The 25,989-nt window shown below is 37.9% G+C and carries 20 protein-coding genes; 13 read left to right on the forward strand and 7 right to left on the reverse strand.

Going from position 1 to position 25,989, the window contains the following annotated elements:
• Positions 1–94: 94 nt before the first annotated feature.
• From ACTJKN_RS18585 to panB, 3 genes are all read right to left on the reverse strand, one after another.
• Positions 95–520 carry a hypothetical protein gene (locus ACTJKN_RS18585; RefSeq protein ID WP_440827240.1) on the reverse strand — a complete coding sequence of 142 codons (426 nt, stop codon included), beginning with the start codon at positions 518–520 and terminating at the stop codon, positions 95–97.
• A gap of 114 nt (positions 521–634) precedes the next feature.
• A complete protein-coding gene (locus ACTJKN_RS18590; protein WP_108198402.1) occupies positions 635–1,321 on the reverse strand; it encodes an RluA family pseudouridine synthase in 687 nt (228 codons plus the stop codon).
• A gap of 142 nt (positions 1,322–1,463) precedes the next feature.
• Positions 1,464–2,279 (reverse strand): 3-methyl-2-oxobutanoate hydroxymethyltransferase, encoded by an 816-nt coding sequence (panB, locus tag ACTJKN_RS18595; protein WP_057932746.1) that lies wholly within the window; start codon positions 2,277–2,279, stop codon positions 1,464–1,466.
• Positions 2,280–2,557: 278 nt separating this feature from the next.
• On the opposite strand from panB, the gene carA reads away from it, so the two are divergent.
• From carA to ACTJKN_RS18625, 6 genes are all read left to right on the forward strand, one after another.
• Positions 2,558–3,670 (forward strand): glutamine-hydrolyzing carbamoyl-phosphate synthase small subunit, encoded by a 1,113-nt coding sequence (gene carA, locus ACTJKN_RS18600; RefSeq protein ID WP_440827241.1) that lies wholly within the window; start codon positions 2,558–2,560, stop codon positions 3,668–3,670.
• 76 nt (positions 3,671–3,746) lie between these two features.
• Positions 3,747–4,607, forward strand: a complete 861-nt coding sequence (locus tag ACTJKN_RS18605) for a hypothetical protein (RefSeq protein ID WP_440827242.1) — start codon at positions 3,747–3,749, stop codon at positions 4,605–4,607.
• A 96-nt stretch (positions 4,608–4,703) separates the two neighbouring features.
• The gene (locus tag ACTJKN_RS18610; protein ID WP_116251357.1) at positions 4,704–5,468 is read left to right on the forward strand and encodes an ABC transporter ATP-binding protein; all 765 of its coding nucleotides are present in this window, start codon (positions 4,704–4,706) and stop codon (positions 5,466–5,468) included.
• Positions 5,469–5,547: 79 nt separating this feature from the next.
• The gene (locus ACTJKN_RS18615; RefSeq protein WP_440827243.1) at positions 5,548–6,669 is read left to right on the forward strand and encodes an ABC transporter permease; all 1,122 of its coding nucleotides are present in this window, start codon (positions 5,548–5,550) and stop codon (positions 6,667–6,669) included.
• A 118-nt stretch (positions 6,670–6,787) separates the two neighbouring features.
• Positions 6,788–7,744 (forward strand): Fic family protein, encoded by a 957-nt coding sequence (locus ACTJKN_RS18620; protein WP_440827244.1) that lies wholly within the window; start codon positions 6,788–6,790, stop codon positions 7,742–7,744.
• Positions 7,745–7,799: 55 nt separating this feature from the next.
• On the forward strand, positions 7,800–8,483 hold the full coding sequence (locus tag ACTJKN_RS18625) for an XAC2610-related protein (protein ID WP_440827245.1): 684 nt from the start codon (positions 7,800–7,802) through the stop codon (positions 8,481–8,483).
• A gap of 179 nt (positions 8,484–8,662) precedes the next feature.
• Here the strand turns inward: ACTJKN_RS18625 and ACTJKN_RS18630 are convergent, their stop codons facing one another.
• The 4 genes from ACTJKN_RS18630 to kbl form a co-directional block, all read right to left on the reverse strand.
• Positions 8,663–9,238 (reverse strand): TetR/AcrR family transcriptional regulator, encoded by a 576-nt coding sequence (locus tag ACTJKN_RS18630; RefSeq protein WP_029274048.1) that lies wholly within the window; start codon positions 9,236–9,238, stop codon positions 8,663–8,665.
• A 1-nt stretch (position 9,239) separates the two neighbouring features.
• Positions 9,240–9,650 (reverse strand): hypothetical protein, encoded by a 411-nt coding sequence (locus ACTJKN_RS18635; protein ID WP_440827246.1) that lies wholly within the window; start codon positions 9,648–9,650, stop codon positions 9,240–9,242.
• Entirely contained in the window at positions 9,650–10,690 is a 1,041-nt protein-coding gene (gene pheS / locus ACTJKN_RS18640; protein WP_440827247.1) for a phenylalanine--tRNA ligase subunit alpha, read from the reverse strand. The genes ACTJKN_RS18635 and pheS overlap by 1 nt, the downstream gene beginning before the upstream one ends.
• A gap of 147 nt (positions 10,691–10,837) precedes the next feature.
• Positions 10,838–12,025, reverse strand: a complete 1,188-nt coding sequence (gene kbl, locus ACTJKN_RS18645; RefSeq protein WP_440827248.1) for a glycine C-acetyltransferase — start codon at positions 12,023–12,025, stop codon at positions 10,838–10,840.
• A 247-nt stretch (positions 12,026–12,272) separates the two neighbouring features.
• On the opposite strand from kbl, the gene ACTJKN_RS18650 reads away from it, so the two are divergent.
• The 7 genes from ACTJKN_RS18650 (at position 12,273) to ACTJKN_RS18680 (ending at position 25,985) form a co-directional block, all read left to right on the forward strand.
• On the forward strand, positions 12,273–14,720 hold the full coding sequence (locus tag ACTJKN_RS18650; RefSeq protein ID WP_440827249.1) for a DUF5686 and carboxypeptidase regulatory-like domain-containing protein: 2,448 nt from the start codon (positions 12,273–12,275) through the stop codon (positions 14,718–14,720).
• A 316-nt stretch (positions 14,721–15,036) separates the two neighbouring features.
• The gene (gene trhO / locus ACTJKN_RS18655) at positions 15,037–15,972 is read left to right on the forward strand and encodes an oxygen-dependent tRNA uridine(34) hydroxylase TrhO (protein WP_440827465.1); all 936 of its coding nucleotides are present in this window, start codon (positions 15,037–15,039) and stop codon (positions 15,970–15,972) included.
• Positions 15,973–16,309: 337 nt separating this feature from the next.
• On the forward strand, positions 16,310–19,213 hold the full coding sequence (locus ACTJKN_RS18660) for a triple tyrosine motif-containing protein (RefSeq protein WP_440827250.1): 2,904 nt from the start codon (positions 16,310–16,312) through the stop codon (positions 19,211–19,213).
• A gap of 377 nt (positions 19,214–19,590) precedes the next feature.
• The gene (locus ACTJKN_RS18665; RefSeq protein WP_440827251.1) at positions 19,591–22,602 is read left to right on the forward strand and encodes a SusC/RagA family TonB-linked outer membrane protein; all 3,012 of its coding nucleotides are present in this window, start codon (positions 19,591–19,593) and stop codon (positions 22,600–22,602) included.
• A 10-nt stretch (positions 22,603–22,612) separates the two neighbouring features.
• Positions 22,613–24,085 (forward strand): RagB/SusD family nutrient uptake outer membrane protein, encoded by a 1,473-nt coding sequence (locus tag ACTJKN_RS18670; RefSeq protein ID WP_440827252.1) that lies wholly within the window; start codon positions 22,613–22,615, stop codon positions 24,083–24,085.
• A 66-nt stretch (positions 24,086–24,151) separates the two neighbouring features.
• Complete coding sequence (locus tag ACTJKN_RS18675) at positions 24,152–25,525, forward strand: glucoamylase family protein (RefSeq protein ID WP_440827253.1); 1,374 nt, start codon at positions 24,152–24,154, stop codon at positions 25,523–25,525.
• A gap of 58 nt (positions 25,526–25,583) precedes the next feature.
• The gene (locus ACTJKN_RS18680; RefSeq protein WP_440827254.1) at positions 25,584–25,985 is read left to right on the forward strand and encodes a hypothetical protein; all 402 of its coding nucleotides are present in this window, start codon (positions 25,584–25,586) and stop codon (positions 25,983–25,985) included.
• The last annotated feature ends 4 nt before the right edge of the window (positions 25,986–25,989 follow it).

Below are 25,989 nucleotides of genomic sequence, written 5' to 3' on the forward strand. Positions count from 1 at the left end.
GTCGAAGGACACTTTAGTATATTTAAGGCGTTTCGACAGGCTCAACGTGACAGTTTTTAGTCGGCATTACGACCAATTTTATTATTTTTTAAAATTACTTTAAAGCGTCTTTTGCAGCAGCAGTCCATTCTTCGCTTAACTTAAGCATATAATCAGAGTATTTTTGTATTTCATCTGGCTTTAGCTTACTGGCCCAGCCCGTTGCCTGATTTGCCCAAGCCTTGTATTTATCGCTTAATGCTTTAATTTCTGCAGCATTTTTACTTTTCACAGCTGCAACATATTCGTCTTTAAGTTTAGCATATTCAGCAAGCCCTTTGTTTACCTCTTCACTTGAGAAAGTTGGAACATCGGTTTTAACTGTTTCAGTTGTTTTTGTTGTTATTTTGGTAATGGTGTCTCCATTAGCCGAAATTTCACTAGAATCTTTGGTTGTTTCCGTTTTTTTAGTGCTTTCGCACGAAACCAATGTAGAAGCCAGTAAGCCGGCTGTAGCGATGGATAAGATGGTGTTTTTCATGATTAATTTGGTTTTAGTCCTGAACAGACGAAATATGATGCCAAATCATAAAAAATCCGATCAAATACTTAAATATTGTGACCGGACATCTTAATTATATTAAATATTGTTGTGCTATAAGTCTTCGAAGCGTTCCCAAAAACCATCAACAGGTAGCTTGGCAAATATATTTACAGGTTCTTTTTTAACCGGGTGTATAAACTGTAAACGGCGGGCATGTAAACAGATACTTCCTTTTCTGCTTCCGCGGGGATAGCCATATTTATTATCACCCATAATTGGGCATCCCATTGATGAGAGCTGAACCCTGATCTGGTGTGAACGTCCGGTTAAGGGATCTACCTCCAAGAGGTAATAATCGCCAACCTTCGCTTTCACTTTGTAAGAAAGCTCCGCACGCTGACTACCAGTAACCTCTGTATTGTAATAGGAAACCACATTTTTCTGCGGGTTTTTAACCAGCCAATGGATCAAAGTAGCCGACTCTTTCTCTGGCTTGTTCTTCACCACTGCCCAATAGGTTTTCTTTACTTCTCTATTTTTAAAAACGGCATTCATCCGTTCCAAAGCCTTACTCGTTTTGGCAAATAAGATTACGCCGCTCACCGGCCGATCTAAACGGTGTACTACACCTAAAAAAGCACCATTTGGCTTATTGTACTTTTTAGCGATATACTTTTTCACCTGTTCATCCAAAGGCTCGTCGCCGGTTTCATCAACCTGCACAATATCACCTGCCCTTTTATTAATGGCAATTAAATGATTGTCTTCAAAAAGAATGTCGTTATCGGTAATTGGCATCGGTTAGTTTATTGGTTCATCCGTCATTAGTTCATTTGACAAAGCAAATCGTCTATTGCGAAAGTTTATTGGTTAATTGTTTAAAGTGGGATGGTTTATCTGCGCTTGAAAAACTCCAAACTCAAAACGCCCAATTCCAAACTTAATACTGTTCTTTTTCGTTTGGAAAATCGTTTGCTTTTACATCACGAATGTACGATTGTGCTGCGCCCAAAATTTCATCGTATAAATTAATATACTGACGTAAAAAGCGTGGTTTAAACCCTTTTGTTAAGCCAATCATATCATTTACAACCAAAACCTGGCCGTCGCAGTCTTGCCCGGCACCAATACCAATAGTTGGGATATTCAAGCTTTCTGTAACTTCTTTACCTAATGCAGCAGGAATTTTTTCCAATACGATAGCAAAACAACCCGCAGCCTGTAAAGCCAAAACATCTGTTTTTAATTTATTTGCTTCTTCTTCTTCCTTAGCGCGAACCGTATATGTTCCGAATTTATAAATAGATTGAGGTGTTAAACCCAAATGTCCCATTACCGGTATTCCTGCTGTGATAATACGTTGAACCGATTCGATAATTTCTTCGCCGCCCTCCAATTTAACACCGTGGGCACCCGATTCTTTCATAATTCTTATTGCTGAGTTCAAAGCTTCCTTTGAATTTCCCTGATAAGAGCCAAAAGGTAAATCGACCACAACAAAAGCGCGTTTAACTGCCCTGATTACCGAGGCAGCATGGTAAATCATCTGATCTAGCGTAATGGGCAAAGTTGTTTCATGACCAGCCATTACATTAGAAGCCGAATCGCCTACAAGTAAAACGTCTAATCCTGCATCATCTAAAATGGTAGCCATCGAGTAATCGTAGGCCGTTAACATAGATATTTTTTCACCACGTTGCTTCATTTCCTGTAAAGTGTGCGTGGTGATGCGTTTGATTTCTTTATGTACCGACATGGGATTTGTTTTGTATTGCCAAAAGTATTGTTTTTTCTTTAAAAAGGTATAAGGTTCAAGGCATAAGGTTTAGGGTTGAACAACCTTACGCCCTACACCCTAAACCTTTCACCTTATTTCACTTTTCTCTTTACATTTCCAATCTAAAATTCTATCTTTGTACCCCGAAATGGAAGGGATATATTCATCTTTTTTTGCACCTAGCAAAAACGGCTTTAATGCCGAAAGCCATTCTTTTTTCAACTCTTTTTTAAATCAAAATCCATATTGTAATTACCATGACTAACTACACCAAGTTACCTGCGATTTTATTACTGGCCGATGGCACAGTTTTTTACGGCAAAGCGGCCGGAAAAATTGGCACCACTACTGGCGAAATTTGTTTTAATACCGGGATGACAGGTTACCAGGAAATTTTCACTGATCCAAGTTATTTTGGACAGATAATGGTTACCACCAATGCGCATATTGGCAATTACGGTATCCACAAAGATGAAATCGAATCAGGTTCGATTAAAATTGCTGGTTTAGTATGTAAAAATTACAACATCGTTTATAGCCGTAAAGAAGCAACAGAATCGATTCAGGATTATTTTCAGAACGACAACCTGGTTGCCATTTCTGATATCGACACACGTGCATTGGTTCGCCACATTAGGGATAAAGGCGCAATGAATGCGATTATTTCTTCTGAGATTACTGATTTGGAAGAATTAAAACAAAAATTAGCAGAAGTACCTTCAATGGAAGGTTTAGAGCTTTCATCTAAAGTAAGTACAACGGAGCCTTATTTCTATGGCAACCCTGAAGCGAGCTTAAAAGTTGCAGCTTTAGATTTAGGTATCAAGAAAAACATTTTACGCAGTTTCGAAAACCGCGATATCTACGTTCAGGTTTTCCCGGCGAAAACCACTTTTGCTGAAATGGAAAAATTCAGCCCTGATGGTTATTTCATTTCTAACGGCCCTGGTGATCCATCAGTAATGCCTTACGCTGTAGAAACAATCAAAGATATCTTAGCGGTAAATAAACCAATGTTCGGGATCTGTTTAGGTCACCAGTTATTGGCCGAAGCTAACGGTATCGGCACCATGAAAATGTTTAACGGTCACCGTGGGTTAAACCATCCGGTAAAAAATATTATCAAAAACCACTGTGAAGTTACCTCACAAAACCACGGTTTTGGTGTAATTCCTGATGAGGTTAGAAGCTCTGATAAAGTAGAGATTACACACGTTAACTTAAACGATAAATCGATCGAAGGTATCCGTGTTAAAGGTAAAAAAGCATTTTCGGTTCAATATCACCCAGAGTCTTCACCGGGTCCACATGATTCTCGTTACTTATTCGACGATTTTGTTGATGTAATGAAGGGCGAATTAACCTGGTAAAACATAAGTCTTTTTATTAAAGCATTAAAACACTGCTCAATCCTATTGGCAGTGTTTTTTTTATTTAAATTAAAACATGTTGAAAAATCTTTTTATTGCGTGTATTGCTGTTTCATTGTGTTTGTTCAGCTCATGTATTTCCAGATTGTCGAGACCGGCAATCTCAGGCACAATATTAGATTATCAGAACAAACCTATTGTTGGCTGTAAAGTGGGTGAAACCATTACCGATGCAAATGGTAAATTTTACCTCAAAGAAATTCGCTATAATAAATTTTTCATACCCGAAATCTTCATGATGGAAGCTCCTCCCCTTCACTTTTCTGAAATTATAAAAAAAGAAGGTTTTTTGAGTTACAACATAGAAGGACATAATTCTTTTGGTGGTGGACAGGGAAAGTGCGCAGCTACTAGCATCGACACGATTTACTTAAAAAGAATAAATGAAGTACTTCACGCTAAAGATTACATTTATACGAACTGGAAATTTGCCGCAAATAAAAACTTAGACACCCTCTACGGCACAAATGCCAATTTCAGGCTTCAAAATTATGTAACAAACAACAGGGAATTTGTAGAGAAAATACAATATGGGTTAATCTATAAATTTAACGCTACAAAGAAACCAGACACCGCATGGAGTGCTGAATCATATGATCTAAAAACTACCTACTGGGTATCGCTTAAAACCAATGGAACATTTACGGGAAAAAAGCTACGCGAATATCAAAACCCATGGAAACACAGAATGGAATACGATCGCACTTATAGAGAATCGTATGTTATTCCTGCCGATAGTATAAATACAAAAGGAAAGTTTAGTTTTCTAAAAGATCAAATTGTTTTCGACGAAACTTTTAACAAGGCTAAAAACACTTATAAAATAGACTCAATTGATCGCGATGTGATCATTTTAACCAAAAAGAGCACTAATTAATGTTTTTACCTACTACAAACATCATTTTACCGACATTTTTGGCTATCCATCTACAAATTCATTCTCTATTCATTTAAAGCTGCTTACATTCGCAATATGGAAACAAAAAAAGCCATTATCAGCGTTAAAAACCTGGTAAAAAAATACGATGATTTCGTGGCCGTTCAAGGGCTTAGTTTTGAAGTTTACGAGCATGAGATTTTTGGTTTGCTCGGCCCTAATGGCGCTGGAAAAACCACTACACTCGAAATTATTGAAACTTTGAGAGATAAAACATCGGGCGAAATTATTGTTGATGGCTTTTCTGTCGACAAACAGCCGCAGGATATCAAACAGATTATCGGTGTACAGCTACAGGCAGCTGGTTATTATCCAAATCTGAATCTTATCGAACTGATCGAACTTTTTGCTGGTTTATATGGCGCCAACATCAAACCGATGGAAATGCTGGAGAAAGTAAACCTTCAGGATAAGGCCAAAGCCAAATACAAAGCACTTTCCGGCGGACAGAAACAGCGCTTCTCTATAGCCACGACCTTAATCAACCAACCCAAAATTATTTTTTTGGATGAGCCCACAACAGGCTTAGATCCACAGGCCAGAAGAAATCTCTGGGATTTGATTATCGAAATCCGGAATGCAGGCACCACCGTTGTAATCACCACCCACTATATGGACGAGGCTGAGCAACTTTGTGATCGGGTTGCTTTCGTAGAACGCGGCCAGATTATCGCACTGGATACTCCTGATAATTTAATAGATAAGTTGGTGAGCAGTGGTTTTGAGCGCAAAAAAGAGGTTAAAAAGGCCAATCTGGAAGATGTTTTCATCAACCTTACTGGCCAGGAATGGAGAGAATAAGCCCCCTTGCCCCCAGAAGGGGAAACTTGAAACCTAGTGATTAATACATTTTTTAAAATAACAATCCAGCAGAACGAATATGCAAAAAGATATACACGAAAGAAACTCAAATTCCCCTTCAGGGGCTGGAGGTTATAGTAACACCACAGCAACCCTTGCCCTTGCCAAAGCGAGTTTCCGGTCAATTATGCGGAGCCCATCGGCAGTGGTATTTACGCTTGCTTTTCCTTTGATATTTATTTTAGTCTTCGGATTTTTAGGTGGGGGCGGAACGCGTATCGATGTGGGCGTAACACCAGGCTCTGATATAAACAACCCGGTAATGGGCATGTTAGAAAAAACAGGAATGATCCGCCTTGTTAAAGATAAATCGAAAGCGGAGTTTGATAAATTACTTGAAAAGGGTAATGTTGATGCCATGATTGATGTACATAGAAAAGTAAATTCTGCCGCCTATTCGGTCAACGTAATTTACACCTCCGCATCAAGAGATAAAGGCGGGATTTTAAAATCGGTTTTAAACAATATTTTTTACGATAAAACCTTAAAACCAACAGTAGCAGAGATAAAAGAAAGCACCATTACTGGCCGCGAATATAAAACCATTGATTTTATACTTCCTGGGCAGCTGGGTTTCTCGCTATTAAGCACAGGTGTTTTCGGAACTGCATTCGTTTTTTTAAGTCTGCGCCAAACCTTAGTAATCAAGCGGTTTTTTGCTACCCCTGTTAAACGTTCTAGTATTGTAATCGGCGAAGGTATTGCCCGCATTGGCTTTGCCTTAATTGGCGCATTGTTTATCATCCTGATTGGTCATTTCTTTTTTGGTTTTACCCTTGTCCATGGTGCGCTCACCGTCGTCAATATGCTTATACTGGCTACGCTTGGTGTGATTGTTTTTATGGGCTTTGGTTTTATCATTTCAGGGATTGCCAAAAACGAAAGTATGGTACCACCCATCTCGAACATCGTTACTTTACCGCAGTTTTTACTATCAGGGACATTTTTTTCTATAGAAGCTTTTCCTAGTTGGCTACAACCCATTAGCAGGGCTTTACCTCTTACCTATTTAAACGATGCTATGCGCAAAGTAGCTTTTGAGGGCTTGGGCTTATGGGACGTTAAATTCCAGATCATGATCCTATTACTATGGGGCATTGGCATTTATGCTGTAGCCGTAAAAGTATTCAAATGGGAATAACTAAATAAAGGAAGTTTTTTAAATGGTAGCAAATCAGCTATCATTTTTTTTTGGATAAAAATCTTTAATATCGGATAAGTAAATTTTTAAATCTAACCGATAGTTATTATATTTGGGTATGTGGGAATTCGATTTAAGCGATTTAGAAGAACTACTACCTCAAATAGACAGGTTGTACGAGAAAAAAGCAAGGCTAGAAACCTCAAGGCCGCTGCCTAATAGCGCGCTACACCGTATCAAAGAAGACCTCACTTTAGAATGGACTTACAACTCCAATAGCATAGAAGGAAACACCTTAAGTCTGAAAGAAACCCAAATGGTTTTACAGGAAGGTATGACCGTTAAAGGGAAATCATTGAGAGAGCATTTCGAAGCCTACAATCATGAAAAAGCCATCGATTATCTCTATACCTTAGTTAATAAAAACTATGCGCTTAGAAGTATCGATATTTTATCGCTTCATGGCTTAGTGCTCAGGAGCATTGAAGATGATTATGCAGGCCGGCTAAGAAACGGCGGTGTTCGCATTGTTGGTGCAAATTTTACACCGCCCAACGCTAATAAGGTTTCTGATCTAGTAGATGAATTAATTGGCTTCATTAATGATAATCCTTTAGGCTTAAATGACATTTTGCTGTCTACTATTTTCCATCATAAATTGGTTTGGATTCATCCTTTTTTTGATGGAAACGGCCGTACGGTGAGGCTTGCCATGAATTTACTGCTCATGCGCAAAGGCTTCCCACCAGCCATTATTCTCAAAAACGACAGAAAGAAATACTACGAAGCACTTAACCAAGCCAACAAGGGTAATTACCATAAGCTTTGTTTGTTAATGCTGCAGGCCCTGGAGCGCTCATTAAACATCTATATAAATGCATTGCCAGGAAATACCTACGGAGATTATGAACCAATATCGCAGATTGTTTCGGAACCTGATGTTCCATACGGGCAAGAGTACGTGAGTTTGTTAGCGAGGCAGGGCAAAATAGATGCTTACAAAGAAGGTAGAGATTGGCTTACCACAAAATCTGCAGTTCAAAGCTATATCAAAAGCCGCAAAAGAAAACGTTAACCTTTTTTAACTTTTCGGTGGACGATATTGGTGTAATTTTACCGAAAAATATTTAATGAAAAGTTTGATTATCTTTTGCTGTATTTTACTCATTGCCAATACTTCGAAAGCACAGTTTAAATTCTTAGCTAATAACAGCTCTGACCAGTACAAGGCGAAAATTTTTGTTGATAAATGTGAAGGTAACGCTTGCAGCGGAAAAGCTACAATTATTATTTACGATAAAGCCACAGATAGAGAAGTAGACACCTTCCATTCTGAAGATTTGGATTTTGGCTTAACTGAAACTCAAAATGCCAAACTTGGATGGCTCGATTTAGGCAAATACCAAACACCTTTAATTTTTGGCGATTTTAATTTTGACGGCTCTGAAGATATCGCGGTAAGAAATGGTAATAATGGCGCTTACGCCAGTCCATCTTACAACATTTATTTATCATCAAAAGAAAACAAGTTTTTACTGGATAAGGAACTTACCAAAATGGCAAGCGAAAACCTGGGCATGTTCGATATTGATAAAAAAACAAAGCAGATTGCCATCCACCAAAAAGATGGATGCTGTTTTGACAAAACCATCAATTATAAATATGATACTAAAAATGTGCTTTACGAAGATTCATCGGTAATTGAAGATTCGAGTATTGCAGATAACGTTACAGTGATTACGCAAAAACTTGTTGATGGAAAAATAAAAAGAACTGTTCAAAAATTTAAGATGAAAGATTATTACAATCAATAAGTCGAATTTTTAACCACAGATGCGCACAGATAAACACGGATCTCTGCATGCGTCCCCTTTTCATCTTATTCTAATGGTAGTGTCTCGCTACGACATACCAATAAGTTTATTTTTAGTGTCTTAGCGGAATGCTAAGACCAGATTGTGATGTTATGACGACGCCTTATTTAGCTTATAAACTAAAGTGCTGCTTTTACCAAAAATGGCAATATTTCTTTCTGGAAACTTACAAAGTTCTTACGAACGTCGGAATCGCTAACTGAGGTAAATGCAAATGAAAATACTATGCTCTTACTGGCTTTTAGCAAAAAGGCCAATCCTTCTCTTCTGGCAGGATTATTCTTAAAGTTATCCAATTGCAGGTAAGCAGCTAATAATAAAGCTTCTAGCTGATCGGATAAGTGTTTTAAGAATTCCTGTGAGTTTGCATTTTCACGAACAAAATCCCACCCGATAAACTCATTACATGCTGTAAAAGATAAACGGCTGGTTTTCATCACCAATGCTTTTAAATGCTCCTCTTCTGATGCGTAGCTTAATTTATTATGCAGGATTTCGTGAAGATTCTGATCAAGGTAATCCATCAGGATACTATCCAGCACCTGTTCTTTACTTTCGAAATATTTGTAAATCGTTGCTTTGGCAATCCGTGCCTTTTTAGCAATTTCATTTACACTGGTTTTATGATAACCGTATTTTCTAAATAGTTCTTTGGCAGCCTTTTTTACTGTTTCTTTTATTTTTTCAGCTTCCATTTTAATTGCTTACGTGTAATAGTGTATTGCCCTGCAACGAAATATTATAGGCTTTCAAACTTCTTTCGGCAGGCGCTTTTTGTGGACTACCATCAAGCAGTGAAAATTTTGCGCCAGAACATGGATCGGTTGCGGTAAATCCACTATCATCAGGCACTACTTTACAAATTTTCTCTGGATTCACGGTACTGCAACGATCAAATACGACATAACTGTTGGATGATATTCGCACAATAATTAAACCTCCAACACCCCGATCGGCAACCAGCATAACATTATCTTTTTGTTTAATGGAAAACTCTTGCAGTGTTACATTGTAATTTACCGGCACATCAGGAATGTAACCTTCATCTTTGCCACAGCCTATGGCAATCAAGAGTACAAACAATATGCTATATAAATACTTCATCATTAAATTAAAGCAGATTTAAATTGCTTCAAGAAACGTACATCGTTTTCAGAGAATAAACGCAGATCTTTAATTTCGTATTTCAGGTTGGTAATACGTTCTATTCCCATTCCAAATGCAAAACCGCTATATTTTTTCGAATCAATACCACAGTTTTCCAAAACATTGGGATCTACCATACCGCAGCCCAAAATCTCAACCCAACCACTGTATTTACAGAATTGACAGCCTGCTCCTTTACAAATGGTACAAGAAATATCCATCTCTGCAGATGGCTCTGTAAAAGGGAAATATGATGGACGGAAACGCACTTTTGTACCTTCTCCGTATAATTCCTGAACGAAATAAAATAACGTTTGTTTTAAATCGGCAAATGAAACATTTTCATCAACATACAAACCTTCTACCTGATGGAAAAAGCAGTGTGCACGTGCAGAAATGGCCTCGTTACGGTAAACACGGCCTGGCATAATCGCCCTGAATGGCGGCTGGCCCTGCTCCATCATGCGCACCTGCACAGAAGAAGTATGTGTACGCAATGCGATATCACCTTTTTCCCCACCTTTTTTAATGAAGAAAGTATCTTGCATATCTCTTGCAGGATGCTCTTCAGGGAAGTTTAGTGCAGAGAAGTTATGCCAATCATCTTCAATTTCAGGACCTTCTGCTACTGTAAAACCAAGTTTAGCAAAAATCTCTACAATTTCGCGGCGCACTAAAGCTAAAGGGTGGCGCGAACCAATCTCGAAACCTTCACCGGGTAAAGTTAAATCTTGCTGAGAGCTTTCGGTTTTTACCTCGGCACTTTCTGTTGATTCTTTTAAGGTGAGGTATTTTGATTCGGCAAGTTGCTTAAACTCATTTAAAACTTTACCCAATGATCTTTTTTCTTCAACAGAAACAGATTTGAATTCGTCGAAAATCTCTTTAATGATGCCTTTACTTCCTAAATACTTGATACGGAATTGCTCTAACTCGTCTGCTTTTTCAGTTACGAAAGCATTAATTTTATCGGTATATTGTGTTATTTTGTCCTGTAACATGGCTTCAAATATACGGCAAATTATCCAATAATTTCAGGGTTGATGAGTTCAAATAATCTGTTTACAATACCATTATAAAAGAAAATGAACCCATAAACTACAAAAGCCGCTTAAGCGGCTTTTGTAGTTATCGTAGATATATAGGTTTTAAATTACACCCAATTCTTTCCCTACCTTAATAAATGCGGCAATCGCTTTATCTAAGTGATGTTGCTCATGGCCAGCTGATAACTGTACACGGATCCTCGCTTTTCCCTGAGGCACAACAGGATAAAAGAACCCGATTACATAAATACCTTCTTCTAACATTTTAGCAGCAAATTGTTGTGCAATTTTTGCATCGTACAGCATTACCGGAACAATTGGGTGGAAACCTGGCTTGATATCGAAACCAGCTTCTGTCATTTTTTCACGGAAGTACTTGGTATTATTTTCTAATTTATCTCTTAACGACGTGGTTTCGCTTAACATATCTAATACTGCGATAGATGCACCCGCAATTGCTGGTGCTAAGGTATTAGAGAACAAATAGGGACGTGAACGTTGACGCAGCATATCGATAATTTCTTTTTTACCTGAAGTGAAACCGCCAGATGCACCACCTAAAGCTTTACCTAAAGTACCGGTAATGATATCGATACGATCCATTACGTTGAAGTGCTCGTGTGTTCCGCGGCCATTTTTACCGATAAAACCTGTACAGTGTGATTCATCGATCATAATCAAGGCCTCGTATTTATCAGCCAGATCTGCAATTTTATCCAGCGGAGCAACTGATCCGTCCATCGAGAAGGCACCATCGGTAACAATAATTCTATGTCTGCAATCTTTGGCAGCAATTAACTGTTTTTCCAAATCCTCCATATCTGCATTTTTATAACGGAAACGTTGTGCTTTACACAACCTAACCCCGTCGATAATTGATGCGTGATTTAATTCATCAGAAATAATGGCATCTTCTGCATTAAACAAGGGCTCAAAAACACCACCATTGGCATCAAATGCAGCAGCATATAAAATGGTATCTTCAGTACCTAAAAATTTAGAAATTTTAGCCTCCAATTCTTTGTGTACATCTTGCGTGCCGCAGATAAAACGTACCGAAGACATTCCATAACCATGATCGTCGATCGCTTTTTTAGCCGCTTCTATCACTTTTGGATGAGAAGAGAGCCCTAAATAATTATTTGCACAAAAGTTAACTACTTCAGCACCACCACTCACTTTAATGTCGGCACCCTGAGGGGTAATAATAATTCTTTCGCGTTTAAATAATCCAGCGTTTTCGATTTCTTCAAGTTCTTTCTGAAGAACAGGTTGTAATGTTTTATACATGGCCTTTTTATATGGTTGATTTTACGCCCAAAGTTATAAAAAAAAGTCTTTACAGACCTAAAAGGCAATTTTAACAACATATTTTAGAGACAAACGTTTGATTAGTTGGCCAATGGTGATTACGTTTATATTATTCTGAAAAAAAATAATATTATCCTATTTTTTTTTCAACTTAACAAACTTTAACACATGCCTATATGTATAGTCTTAAAAGTTATTCGATATTTATAGCTTACTAATCTAATTTATGATAAGAATTTGCGCGCTCCTATTTTTTTGTGGCCTCACCAATTTTGTTTTTGCTCAACAATTTACCATTACAGGTATTGTTAAAGATACCAACGGACAGCCCGTTCCTTTTGCCTCGGTTTATTTAAAAAACACCACTACCGGCACATCTGCAAATGTTGATGGGAGGTATTCGTTGAAGCTAAAAACGGGAGAATACACGCTACATTTTAGGGCAGTGGGCTATAAACAGCAGGAGCATATCATTAACCTTACCGACGATATTTCGCTCAACGTAACCCTAACATCCGAAAGTTATACTTTAGAAAATGTAAACATCAGGGCAAATGCCGAAGATCCGGCTTATGCCATTATCCGTAAAACCATCAAACAAAGAAAAACACACTTGAATGAAGTTAAGGAATTTAGTTGCGATGTTTATATCAAGGGCGTACAGCGTTTAAGGGGGGCTCCTAAAAAGTTTTTCGGTCAGGATATCCAAAAAGTTTTGGAACTCGACACCAATCGAAAAGGCATCATTTATTTATCAGAATCGCAGAGTAAGTTTAATTTCAGAAGACCTAATGATGTGCACGAAGAAATGATTTCATCAAAAGTTGCCGGAAGAAACAATGCTTTCAGTTTTAATAAAGCATCTGATCTTATTATTAATTTTTATGATAATTACCTGCTCGAAAACAAACTAAGCACCAGGGGCTTCATTTCGCCAATTGCAGATAATGCCCTGTTTTACTATAAATACAAGTTGCTTGGCGAAACCAAAGAAAATGGAGAACTGATCCACAAAATCGAAGTCATCCCCCGCCGTGAAAATGATCCTGTATTTAGGGGAATTATATACATTATAGATGGCAGCTGGAGAATTTACAATACCGATGTTTATTTAACTAAAAAATCGGGGATCAACTTTATAGATACCTTAAACATCAGCCAACAATTTACCAAGGTTAAGGAGGTTTATATGCCTACCGCCATCAATTTTCAATTCGCGGGCAATGTATTGGGCTTTAAAATTGCAGGCTATTTTGTTGGTATTTATAGCAATTACAATGTTGATCCCAAGTTTCCTAAAAACTTTTTCAATGGCGAAATATTGAAAATAACTGAAATGGTGAACAAAAAAGACTCTACCTACTGGGCAAACAATAGGCCGATTCCTTTAACAGGTGATGAAAAGCTTAATTACGTTAAAAAAGATAGTATTGCTAAATTAAAGGAATCGAAAAAGTATCTCGATTCGTTAGAAAAAGACAACAATAAGTTTGGTATCGGCAAATTGCTGCTTAGAGGACATAGTGTTAACGATCGCTATGATAAGGAATATTGGTCTTTCGATCCAGTACTTAAAGCCATATTTTACAATACCGTAGAAGGTTTTGCGGTAAAATATGGGGTTACCTATAGAAAGGATTTCGAGAATAGGAGATCTTATTCTATCCGGCCTGAACTGAGGTATGGTTTTGCCAACCAAAAACTAACGGGAAGTTTAACCGGAAGTTACTATTACAATCCGCTTAAAAGGGCCAGTGTAGGTGCATCGTTCGGAAATGGCATTTTTGACCTAAACAATCTGGGCTCAATGACTGCGTTAGGCAATACCATTAACTCATTGCTTTACGAAAAAAACTTCTCAAAATTTTACGAGAAAAGCTTTATTAACATTAACACCACCAGAGAACTGGCAACAGGATTACAGGGAAGTGCAAGTGTAGATTATAGCAGGAACACAAACTTAACCAATAACTCTACATTTAAGTTTATCGATGCCAAGGATAGGGAATTTACGTCGAACAATCCTTTTAGTCCAAGTGTAGAAACGCCACTTTTCCCTACATACAATGCGTTAAGTGCAACTGCAAGTTTAACCTATACCATTGGTCAGAAATACATTACCCGTCCGGATGGCAAGTTTTATACCGAATCTCACTTCCCCAGAATTACGGTATTATATAAAAAGGGATTTAACAACGTTTTAAATAGCGATGTTGATTACGATTTTGTAAAAGCAGAAGTTTATCAGGATAGAATTAGCTTAGGGCTATTGGGCTATAGCTCATTTTTGGTTGGGGCAGGAAAGTTTCTTAATAATGCAAAGATGTACTATCCTGATTTCAAGCATTTTTCAGGTAACATATCTACCATCTTCCCTCCTAATATAAGGAAGTTTCAATTTTTAGATTTTTATCAGTTTAGCACCAATCAGCAATACTTCGAAGCACATCTAGAGCATAACTTTGCAGGCTTTTTCACAAATAAAGTGCCGTTACTGCGTAAAGCTAAATTGGAAGAATTTATTGGGGGTGGATATTTGTCTTCCCCAGAAAAAAGAAATTATAAAGAATTTTATTTCGGCTTCCAGCGCCTGGTATTAAGGGCCAGTTATGGCTTTGCCTACGATGGTGCCCGCAAACTAACACAAGGATTTAGAATAGCTTACACCTTATAAATAAGGTTTAGGGTGGAGGGTATAAGGCGTAAGGTCAATGTCATTAAGTTAAGGGTTTTTAGCCACAGATAAACACGGATTTTTATATCTGTGTGCATCCTTTCTATCTGTGATTAAATGATTATTGCTCGTGCCGAATAGCTTAACTTAATGACATTGGACGTAAGGTATACTCAGCCAATTTTAGCTGTTTTCCAAAAAAGGGAAGATTATGAAATCAGGAGTTAAAAACCTTCCACCTTACCTTCTACGTTCTACCTTTTTTTATTATCTTTGCCCCGCTTTAAACGCCGTTTGCAACGGTATCAACAGCGTTATGGAAAAATATCAAACACTACTTTACTATTGCTATAGTTACATAGCAGAGGCAGAACAATTTGCTGCCGATCATCTTAAATTTTGTAAATCATTAGGTTTAGTTGGCCGTATCATCGTTGCCGATGAAGGTTTAAACGGTACTATTTCTGGTACTGTTGAGGCTTGCGAAGCTTACATGAAAGCTGTACATGCCGATGAAAGGTTTGCCAAAACAGAGTTTAAAATAGACAATGTTGAAGAGCCTTCGTTTCTGAAAATGCACTGTCGTTATAAATCAGAAATTGTTCATTCTGGCTTAAGAGATACCTCGATCATTAATCCGAACGAAAAAACGGGTAAACATTTAGCGCCTGTAGATTTCATGAAAATGAAAGATGACGAGGATGTAATTATCCTGGATGTCCGCTCCAATTATGAGCACAATCTTGGTAAGTTTAAAAATGCATTAACACTCGATATCGAGAATTTCCGCGATTTCCCTGAACAGATCAATCAACTTGCCCAATATAAGGACAAAAAAATATTAACCTATTGTACCGGAGGTATTAAATGCGAAAAAGCTTCTGCTTTGCTTTTACACCATGGCTTTAACGATGTTTACCAATTACATGGTGGCATTATTAAATATGGAAAAGAAGCAGGCGGAAAGGATTTCGAAGGCAAATGTTATGTTTTCGATAACCGCATTGCTGTTGATGTAAATAAGGTAAACCCTACCATTGTTTCAGTTTGTTATAACTGTGGTAAAACTACCCCAAAAATGATCAACTGCGCCAATCCGGAATGTAATGAGCACATTACCCAATGTGATGAATGCGGCGATCAGCTTCAGGGCTGTTGCTCAGTGGAGTGCACTACCAACCCGCGCAAGCGCCCTTACGATGGCACAGGCTATTATGTAAAGGTTCCGCATCCGGTAGCAGTGAAGGGGTAACTATTTAAAGTTACTAGAAACATAGAGCTCTCTTCTCAAGAGAATTTTACATTTCAATAGATGAATAGAATGGCAAGAGATTATTATAAGTTGATAATCTCTTTGAAACCGTGATAATTATAGTGTCGTCACCCTGAATTCATTTCAGGGTCTATCTTGCAGGAAAGATGCTGAAATAAATTCAGCATGACGATCGCCTTGGGCAAAGGCTAAAAATTGATCACTTGTGGATAATTTTTTAATAAATCGAGGTTATGATGTTTTCTGGTACATGATTCCTTAACCATTAACCGCCCCTCGCTCGTATTAAACAATTTTTCATTTACTTTGTGTATTAATGGCTTTACCTATTAACCATTTTATGCTAAACTATTTCCGGCTCCTATTATTATTAACCTGCTTCGCAATAAATACCCATGCATCAGAAATTAAAAGCATAGGCGTTCCATATATAGAAAATTATCCAAAATCTGTTTATTCGTCAGGAAACCAGAACTGGAGTATAGCAAAAGATAAAAATGGTGTGATGTACTTTGGCAATGCTGAAGGACTTTTAACTTTCGATGGCCGCTACTGGCAGAAATATCAGATGCCCAACAGACAAATTGTCAGATCGGTCGCCACAGATGATAAGGGAAGAATTTATACCGGTAGTTTTGGTGAATTTGGCTTTTGGTCGATTATAAGCAACAAATTAACCTATAGCTCACTTACTAATCTTTTACCAAAAGGAATAAAAATCAATGATGAAGTCTGGAAAATCTATGTAGACCAGGACAGGGTAATCTTTCAATCTTTTTCGAAAATATTTCTCTATAAAAACAACAAAATCGAGGTTGTAAAATCGCCATCATCCTTTCTGTTTCTTCATAAGGTGAACAAAAGATACTTCATTGAAGTACTGGAAAAAGGTTTGTTCGAACTCATTGGCAACAAGTTAATTCATATCCCACACAGTGAAAAACTTGGCAAAGAAGGAATTCTTTCTATCCTTCCTTATAAAACCAGTGGCCTCATTATCGGTACCAGTAAAAACGGATTGTTTACCTATGATGGAAAAGATTTTACGCCGCTAAACACGCCAGCAAATAGCTATCTTAAAACCTACCAACTTAACAATGGAGTGAGTTTATTGGGTAAATATTTTGCTTACGGCACTATTCTCAATGGCCTGATCATTATTGATGAAAATGGAAGGGTTGTACAGCGGATCAATAAATCGAGCGGTCTACAGAACAACACCGTTTTAAGTTTATATGCCGATAATGAACAAAATCTTTGGACAGGTCTTGATAATGGGATCGACCGCATAGAACTTAATTCTCCTTTATATTTTTATTTCGATAAAACAGGTCAGTTTGGAACTGTTTACTCCAGCATTATCTTTAATAATAAAATTTATCTTGGTACCAATCAGGGCTTATTTTATAGCGAGTGGTCGCCTGATAATCTCTTACCATTTAATTTTCGGTTAATTCCTAATTCGCAAGGACAGGTATGGGAACTCGCCATTATTGACAATGAGTTGATCTGCGGACACAATAGCGGCACTTTTAAGGTAAATAGCGATAAGATCGATTGGTTATCGAGATCTTCTGGAGGCTGGACAATTAAAAAGTTAAACTCAAATCCGAATTACCTTGTTCAGGGCACTTATACCGGGCTTTCGCTTTTTACAGAATCTCCCGCATCAGGATTAAAGTTTGTTACTAAAATTACCGGATTTGATGCCCCATCCAGATATGTAGAACAGGATAATAAGGGAGATATTTGGGTAGCGCATGCTTATAAGGGACTATATAAATTAAGCTTAAGCCCTAATTACACGAGTGTAACCAGCGCCAAATATTTTGACGAAAGGAACGGTCTGCCCGGCAATTACAACATCAATATATTTAACTTGGAAAACAAGATTGTCTTTTCTTCTGATTCAGGTTTTTATACCTACGATGAGTTGAGCAATAAATTTACCAAGTACGAAGCACTTAATAAAGAACTCGGTTCTTTCGAATCATCCAATAAAATTATTAGCGCAGGGGGAAAAAAATATTGGTTTATTAATCACGGCAAAACAGCACTTGTTAACTTTAGCGAACCTGGTAAAGTAGAAATAGATTCGAATCAATTCAGTATTTTAGATGGCCGGATGGTGCAATATTATGAGAATATCAGCCGGATCAGTAATTCCATTTACCTGATCAGCGTTGATGATGGGTTTGTAATCTACAATCCTACGGCTCAACTGAATTTGCAGAAACAAAAATTGCCTGCCATACTGATCAGACGTGTAGAAGATATTACCGATAAATTTTCGCTTATCAGCGAAGCTGGAAACGATGAGGAAGCAACCGAGATTGAAAATAGCCGCAACAATATCCGTATTTCTTATGCATTGCCATATTACCGCCAGGCTAAGGTTAAATATCAGTTTTATTTAGAGGGATATTCTAAGGCCTGGTCTGATTGGAGTTATGCCACACAAAAAGATTTTACCAATTTAAGCGCTGGGAACTATGCTTTTAAAGTTAGGGCAAAAATCGATGATACTTCAGTAAGCGGGGAAACCGTTTATTCGTTTACCATTTTGCGCCCGTGGTATCTAAATAATTGGGCCATTTTATGCTATGTTATTCTTTTTGTGGTGGTGTTGATACTGGGTAAGAAAATCTACGAAAGAAAATTACAGCGGGATAGCCAAAAAATCAGCGACCGCTTACAGGCCGAGCAAGAAGAGATCCTGAGGCAGGAAACAGAGATCAACGAAAAGCAGATTACCAAGCTGCAAACAGAGAAATTACAGGCAGAACTCGCCTCGAAAAACAGAGAGCTGGCCAATTCGGCTATGAGCTTGGTTTATAAAAATGAGCTGCTCCAAAAGCTGAGCGATGAAATCACCAAATTAAAGGATGAGAATGGGAAAAAACTCTCAGATGATCAAACCCGCAAAATCCAGAAAGTAATTAATGATGGAATGAATGATGAACGTGATTGGCATTTATTTGAGAATAGTTTTAATGAGGCACACGAAAGTTTCTTTAAAAAGTTAAAAGCGCAACATCCTGATCTTGTTCCAAATGATCTGAAACTCTGCGCTTACCTCAGGATGAATATGAGTAGCAAAGAGATGTCATCACTACTAAACATTAGTTTAAGAGGAGTTGAAATACGCAGGTATCGCTTGCGTAAAAAGCTCGAAGTACCACACGATAAAAACCTGACAGAGTTTTTAATGGAACTTTAAAATTAAACCTTCCTTTTCAAAATATTTCGACTTACCGCAATAAAATCCGGAGTCAAATAGTTTCGGGAACGATTGCATAAAAAGCAGATTTTATGACTCTTTTCCAGTCCAACTCAAATCGAGCACTACATCATTACCTCTCATAACCACTTCCTAAACCCCACAAATCACTTAGTGTTATTTGTACACTTTTGTATTTGTTAATATTATGTTAAAATCACGAAAACTGCATTTTTAGCCTGAAATCGCATTTGGTTTATTCAATAATTAAACCAAATGGTCTTTCATGATGTATTAATGTATAGGTAGAAACACTTGCACATCAGCAAAAACAACCTCACATTTAACTAACAATTAAACTAAATTTATAATAAAGCATGAAAAGAATCTTTACAAGAATTTCTGTTCTCGCTGCATTTTGTTTGCTAACAATTAACGTAGCATTAGCGCAAAACATTACCGTAAAAGGTAAAGTAATTGATGGAGGTGATAAGACATCTTTACCGGGCGTAACTATCTTAATTAAAGGAACACAAAATGGCACGCAAACAGATGAGAACGGCAACTATTCCATTAGCGCGCCGGCCAATGCCACATTGGTATTTAACTTTGTAGGCTATACAGCACTAGAGCAAGCTGTAAATAATCAAACTACACTTAACGTATCCTTAGCTTCATCAACACAACAATTAGAGCAGGTTGTGGTTGTGGGTTATGGTACACAGCGAAAAATTGATGTTACGGGGTCTGTTGGAACAGTAAAAGGGGAAGACATATCAAAGCAAGCATCGGTAAACCCGGTAAGTGCGTTACAGGGTAAAGTTGCAGGCGTATCGATTACCAATAATGGTACCCCAGGTTCTTCGCCACAAATTACTATTCGTGGTACAAGTACAATATACGGAAAAACAGGACCGCTATACGTAGTAGATGGCGTGTGGTATGATGATATTAACTTTTTAAATCCTGCAGACATTGCAAATATCAGTATTCTAAAAGATGCTTCGTCACAATCGATTTATGGTATCCGTGCAGCTAACGGTGTTGTTCTGGTAACTACTGTAAAAGGTAAAAAAGGAACTGCAGTAATCAATTACAATGGATCTGTTGGCCTTCAAAAAGTAACCAACCAAGTAGAAATGGCTAATGCAAGTGAATATGCAACTTTGGTAAATGAAGCATATGGTCTTCAGACCCCACCTATTGCACCTTTATTTGCCAACACCAATTTAGGTACTGGAACCGATTGGTATAACCAGGTACTTCGAACCGCAATGGTCAACAATCAACAACTGTCTATAAGTGGTGGTTCTGAAAAATCAACCTATAATTTCTCTTTGGGCTATCTTGATCAGGATGGAATTGTTAAAAACAATAACTATAAACGTTATACGGTAAGGCTAGCGAACGATTTCCAGATTTTTGAACCGTTAAAAATTGGTTACAATGTTGCAGGGACATACAGTAAGTCGAAAGATGCTCCTACAACTATTTTCAGAGCCATGTATGCGGCATCGCCTGTTGTACCTGTATTTAATGCAGATGGCAGCTACGGTGATCCGAATGCATTTAATTTGGGAAATGGCAGCAATATGAATCCCCAGGCTACTCTAGATTTCTTTAATCAAAATACTACCAAATATAAAATTAACGGTAATGTATATGCAGAATTAAAATTCCTTAAAAACTTTACTTTCAAGACGAGTATTGGTGGAGATTTTGGGCAGGAAGAAGTGAGAGGTTATGTTCCAAAATACGAAGCTACAAAAACACAACTGAGTACTGTCAGTAAACTAGATATAGATAGGATTGAGAATAGAAACTGGCTTGTTGAGAATACGTTAACTTTTGATAAAAAATGGAATGATCATAGTTTAACCATATTAGCAGGCCAAACCGCTCAGCGGAATAAAATGTATACTATAAATGCCGATGCGCAAAACGTTCCATATACCTCAGAGGGAGATTTATATCTGGCATTAGGTGATGCTGCAGCCAGGAGTATTATCGACAAAGGCGAGTTAAGTACATTTTCATCTTACTTCGCAAGGGTTAATTATGGTTACAAAAACAAATATTTATTAAATGCTTCGATCAGAAGAGACGGTGCATCTCAGTTTTTTGGATCTGATAACGTTTGGGGTAATTTCCCTTCAATCGGTGCAGGCTGGGTAATCAGCAACGAAGAATTCATGAAAAACCAAAAAATCTTCAGTAATTTAAAATTAAGAGGAAGCTGGGGTAAAGTGGGTAATGCAGGAGTTCCGTTTAATCCATCAACACAAACCGTTGACCAATCAGCAGCCTTAATTGCAATTTTTGGAGGAATTCCTTATACAGGAGCAAGCATTAGAACCCTTGTACCTCCTACCTTATTTTGGGAAAGAAGTGCTGGAACTGATATTGGTTTAGAAATGGGTTTCTTAAAAAACAGGTTAAATGTTGAATTGGATTATTATAACAGAAAAACAGAACAGGCGATATTTGATATCCCGGTTCTAGGAAGTTTAGGAACCGTAAACAGTTCTATCATTGCAAATCAGGCTGACATTCAAAATCGTGGTTTCGAATTTTTAGCTACATGGGCGGATAAGACATCCGGTGGATTGACTTATTCAATCAGTGGAAACCTAGGCATCAATGATAATAAAGTATTAAACGTAACCTCAGGAGCTAACCCTATTTACAAAGGTGGTGAAGGTTTGACCAGTGGTTATCGTTCTACCAGAACAGTTAATAACAGAGCCATTGGAGAATTCTACGGTTACCAAGTTACTGGTATCTTCCAAACAGATGCTGAGGCAGCAGCATGGCCTGGATTTAAAAAAGGTGATTTTAAATATGCGGATGTTAATGGTGACGGAAAAATCGACCTTTCAGATAGAATTGTTCTTGGTAACCCAAATCCAAAATTCACTTATGGATTAAATACCAATTTTGCTTATAAAAACTTCGATTTAACCCTTGACATACAAGGGGTGGCCGGCGTTGATGTATTTAATGCGAACTTAAGTAGCAGATTTGGTAACGAAAACTTCACAAAAGATTTCTTTGATAACCGTTGGACCGGTCCGGGTACTTCAAATACTTATCCTTCGGCAGATTTAGCTGGTGGACTTAACAATGCGCCAAACTCATTTTATGTAGAAAAGGGCGATTATATCAGATTGAGAAATATCCAGCTCGGTTATAGTTTACCATCAGCAATTGTTAATAAATGGAAAATGCAACGTTTAAGGGTATTCTTAAACGCACAAAATGCAGTTAACATTTTTGGATACAAAGGATTTAGTCCAGAGGTAGGTGGAACACCAACGAATGCAGGTATTGACACCAATGTATATCCTTTGTTTGCCACTTATAACTTCGGAGTTAACGTAACTTTCTAATCGAATTAAAATGAAAAAATATATAAATACACGATCATTTTTTGCTGCTGCTGCATTTAGTGCAGTACTTTTTACTGCATCATGCAAAAAAGATTTCCTAAACGTCCCACCTCAGGCTCAGCAGCCATCAGTAACCTTTTGGAAAACACCAGAAGATGCATTAAAAGGCGTAAATGCAATTTATGCTAATTTACGCAGCTGGAACAATGTGGCTTTTAATGCAATAGCTATAGAAAGTACCGGTTCCGACGAGGCAGATAAAGGGAGTACTCCTACTGATGCAACTTTCTTCAATCTTTACGATCAATTCACGGTTACATCCACTCATGGTACGCTTCAAGACTTCTGGACAGGTCAATATCAAAATATCAACCTTTGTAATCAGGTTCTTGATAATATTCCAAATATTCCTATGGATGAAACATTAAGAAACAGATACCTTGCAGAGGCCAAATTCGTTAGGGCATATTCTTATTTCAGATTGGTTCGTGCCTATGGCAACGTAGTACTAAGGCTACACGTACCTAAAGATAATAGCGAATATAATCTACCTCAATCGGACAAAGCTACTGTTTATGCCCAAATCGAAAAAGATTTGAATGAAGCTGCTGCAGTTTTACCTCAATCTTATGGCGCAGCAGATCTAGGTAGAGCGACTAAAGGTGCAGCTATTGGCCTACACGCTAAAGTTGCTATGTATCAAAACAAATGGCCAGACGTACTCTCCTTAACCAACCAAGTAATGACCATGGGATATGATTTATTCCCTGACTTCGAAAAAGGTTTCAGAACTCAGAATGAAAATAACATTGAATCTTTATTTGAAGTACAGGCAGAGTTAGTTCCTGGTAATCCTGATGCTTCAACTTCGCAATATAGCCAGGTTCAAGGGGTAGCTGCGATAATGGGATGGGGCTTTAACACACCATCAGAGGTATTAGCTAATGCTTTTGAGGCCGGAGATCCGCGTAGAGATGCTACAATACTTTTTAAAGGTGAAACTACTCCACAAGGCGATTTAGTTCCTAATAGTGTACCAAACGAAAGATACAATCAAAAATCTTATGTACCATTTGCAATGCGGGTATCAGGATTTAACGAAGGTGCACAGCAGAATTTTAGGGTATTGAGATTTGCAGATGTTCTTTTAATGAATGCAGAAGCTGCTAACGAATTGGGCAATCCTTCGCAAGCATTAACCTCACTAAATAGGGTTCGTGCACGCGCAAGAGGTGGAAATAATAACATCCTTCCAAATGTTACCACCACAGATAAGGATGCATTACGTCAAGCTATCTGGAAAGAAAGACAAGTAGAACTTGCTATGGAAAATGATCGCTACTTCGACGTCATCCGTCAAGGAAGAGCTGCAGCAGTTTTTGGCCCTAAAGGCTGGAAAGCCAACAAAAATGAAGTTTGGCCAATTCCTCAGAACGAAATTGAGTTAAGTGGAAATCTGCTAAAACAAAATCAAGGTTACTAAAATTTAAATCTTTTAATAAAGGCTGTCAGTTAACACTGGCGGCCTTTCTTTCCTTTTCTCCATACTATGTTGAAAACAGACCTAAAGAAAATTACAACTATACTGGTAGCCACGCTCTGCTCCTTTTTGCTTGTTAGCGCTTGTACAAAAAATAAAAGCGGTAAGTATAATCCCGATCTCTCCATTAAAAAAAACCTTTCCGACATCGAACTATTGGATCTGGTTCAAAAGCAAACCTTTCAATATTTTTGGGATGGCGCCGAACCTACCTCAGGTGCTGGTAGAGAACGCTTTCATGTGGATAACGTATACCCGGAAAATGATAAGAGCACAGTGGCAACTGGCGCAACTGGTTTTGGCTTGATGGCCATTTTAAGTGGTATTGATAGAGGTTATGTGACCAAAAAAGAAGGACTGGAGCGATTAAACAAAATATTGGATTTCCTAGCCAAAGCCGACCGCTTTCATGGCGCATGGCCGCATTGGATAAATGGAGAAACCGCCAAAGTACGTCCGTTTGGGCAAAAAGATAATGGAGGCGATTTAGTAGAAACTTCTTTTGTTGCACAAGCCTTAATTTGTATTAACGAGTATTATAAAAATGGTACTGAACCTGAAAAAACATTGGCAAGAAAAGCTGATGAACTTTGGAAGGGAATCGATTTCAACTGGTACCGCAATGGCCAAAATGTGTTGTACTGGCATTGGTCGCCGGAGTACAAATGGGAAATGAATTTTCCGGTAAAAGGTTATAACGAATGTTTGATCATGTATGTAATGGCCGCCTCATCTCCTACGCATGGTGTTCCTGCCGAGGTATACCACGAAGGTTGGGCCAGAAATGGCGAAATTAAAGCCAATTTTAAGGTTTACGGACATCCTTTTACACTTGATTATCAAGGTCAGAAAAATTCTGTAGGACCATTATTTTGGGCACATTACTCCTATTTAGGTCTAAATCCGAAAGGGTTGAAAGACCGTTATGCAAATTATTGGGAAAATAACGTAAACCATACACTTGCCATACACGATTACTGTGTGGCCAACCCAAAGCAATTTAAAGGTTACGGCGAAAATAACTGGGGCTTAACGGCCAGTTATTCGGTAAAAGGTTATGCAGCACATAACCCTCAGGAAGATTTTGGGGTAATCTCTCCTACCGCAGCTATATCATCAATCCCATACACGCCAAAAGAATCGATGAGGGTAATCAGGCATCTTTACGAAGATCTGGGCGATAAAGTTTGGGGGAAATATGGTTTTTACGATGCCTTTTCAGAACAGGATAATTGGTACCCGAAAAGATATTTAGGTATCGACCAAGGACCAATGGTAGTGATGATCGAAAATTACAGATCAGGCTTACTTTGGAAGCTTTTTATGGGGAACAAGGATGTTCAAAATGGATTAAAAAAATTGGACTTCCAGTTTAAGCCATAGTTTTAGGTAGGATATAAATGTTTAGTCATCATATATTTCAAATTAAATCTACAGAACCATGAAAAGAGTAATTTTAATATTAACAACAATGATAGGGCTTGTAATTCTAAATTCAAGCTTTACGACAATATCAAGCACTAAGCATAAAATCACAAAAGCAAAATTTGCTAATATCGATGTAACCGCTACAAATTCTACCAGCGATGGTGTATATGTTAGACTTGAAAATAATACCAGTGGTGGTGTTTATTCCTTCTTTATCCCACCAAACTCGCCGAGCGGAACAGTAATTGGGCAAATACCAGAAAACGGAGACATTTACACTGTCAAATTAACCTCTACAGGTGGCGCACATGACATGTGGGTTTACTGGGAGCATCAATCGCATGTTACCGGACTAAGTGTTAGCGGAATGGCAATTGGCTGCTCGAGCTGTGCACGAATAAACATTTTTAATTAATACT

Source organism: Pedobacter sp. 22163 (genome assembly GCF_052045595.1).
Lineage (GTDB): Bacteria > Bacteroidota > Bacteroidia > Sphingobacteriales > Sphingobacteriaceae > Pedobacter.

Bases quoted from the DNA above. Each gene is read 5' to 3' on its own strand.
- kbl (WP_440827248.1), bottom strand. From the start codon at position 12,025: ATGTATAAAACATTACAACCTGTTCTTCAGAAAGAACTTGAAGAAATC.
- ACTJKN_RS18615 (WP_440827243.1), top strand. From the start codon at position 5,548: ATGCAAAAAGATATACACGAAAGAAACTCAAATTCCCCTTCAGGGGCT.
- ACTJKN_RS18660 (WP_440827250.1), top strand. From the start codon at position 16,310: ATGGCTTTACCTATTAACCATTTTATGCTAAACTATTTCCGGCTCCTA.
- ACTJKN_RS18630 (WP_029274048.1), bottom strand. From the start codon at position 9,238: ATGGAAGCTGAAAAAATAAAAGAAACAGTAAAAAAGGCTGCCAAAGAA.
- ACTJKN_RS18590 (WP_108198402.1), bottom strand. From the start codon at position 1,321: ATGCCAATTACCGATAACGACATTCTTTTTGAAGACAATCATTTAATT.
- trhO (WP_440827465.1), top strand. From the start codon at position 15,037: ATGGAAAAATATCAAACACTACTTTACTATTGCTATAGTTACATAGCA.
- ACTJKN_RS18670 (WP_440827252.1), top strand. From the start codon at position 22,613: ATGAAAAAATATATAAATACACGATCATTTTTTGCTGCTGCTGCATTT.
- ACTJKN_RS18675 (WP_440827253.1), top strand. From the start codon at position 24,152: ATGTTGAAAACAGACCTAAAGAAAATTACAACTATACTGGTAGCCACG.
- ACTJKN_RS18625 (WP_440827245.1), top strand. From the start codon at position 7,800: ATGAAAAGTTTGATTATCTTTTGCTGTATTTTACTCATTGCCAATACT.
- ACTJKN_RS18585 (WP_440827240.1), bottom strand. From the start codon at position 520: ATGAAAAACACCATCTTATCCATCGCTACAGCCGGCTTACTGGCTTCT.
- ACTJKN_RS18665 (WP_440827251.1), top strand. From the start codon at position 19,591: ATGAAAAGAATCTTTACAAGAATTTCTGTTCTCGCTGCATTTTGTTTG.
- ACTJKN_RS18635 (WP_440827246.1), bottom strand. From the start codon at position 9,650: ATGATGAAGTATTTATATAGCATATTGTTTGTACTCTTGATTGCCATA.
- ACTJKN_RS18610 (WP_116251357.1), top strand. From the start codon at position 4,704: ATGGAAACAAAAAAAGCCATTATCAGCGTTAAAAACCTGGTAAAAAAA.
- ACTJKN_RS18650 (WP_440827249.1), top strand. From the start codon at position 12,273: ATGATAAGAATTTGCGCGCTCCTATTTTTTTGTGGCCTCACCAATTTT.
- ACTJKN_RS18620 (WP_440827244.1), top strand. From the start codon at position 6,788: ATGTGGGAATTCGATTTAAGCGATTTAGAAGAACTACTACCTCAAATA.
- carA (WP_440827241.1), top strand. From the start codon at position 2,558: ATGACTAACTACACCAAGTTACCTGCGATTTTATTACTGGCCGATGGC.
- pheS (WP_440827247.1), bottom strand. From the start codon at position 10,690: ATGTTACAGGACAAAATAACACAATATACCGATAAAATTAATGCTTTC.
- panB (WP_057932746.1), bottom strand. From the start codon at position 2,279: ATGTCGGTACATAAAGAAATCAAACGCATCACCACGCACACTTTACAG.
- ACTJKN_RS18605 (WP_440827242.1), top strand. From the start codon at position 3,747: ATGTTGAAAAATCTTTTTATTGCGTGTATTGCTGTTTCATTGTGTTTG.
- ACTJKN_RS18680 (WP_440827254.1), top strand. From the start codon at position 25,584: ATGAAAAGAGTAATTTTAATATTAACAACAATGATAGGGCTTGTAATT.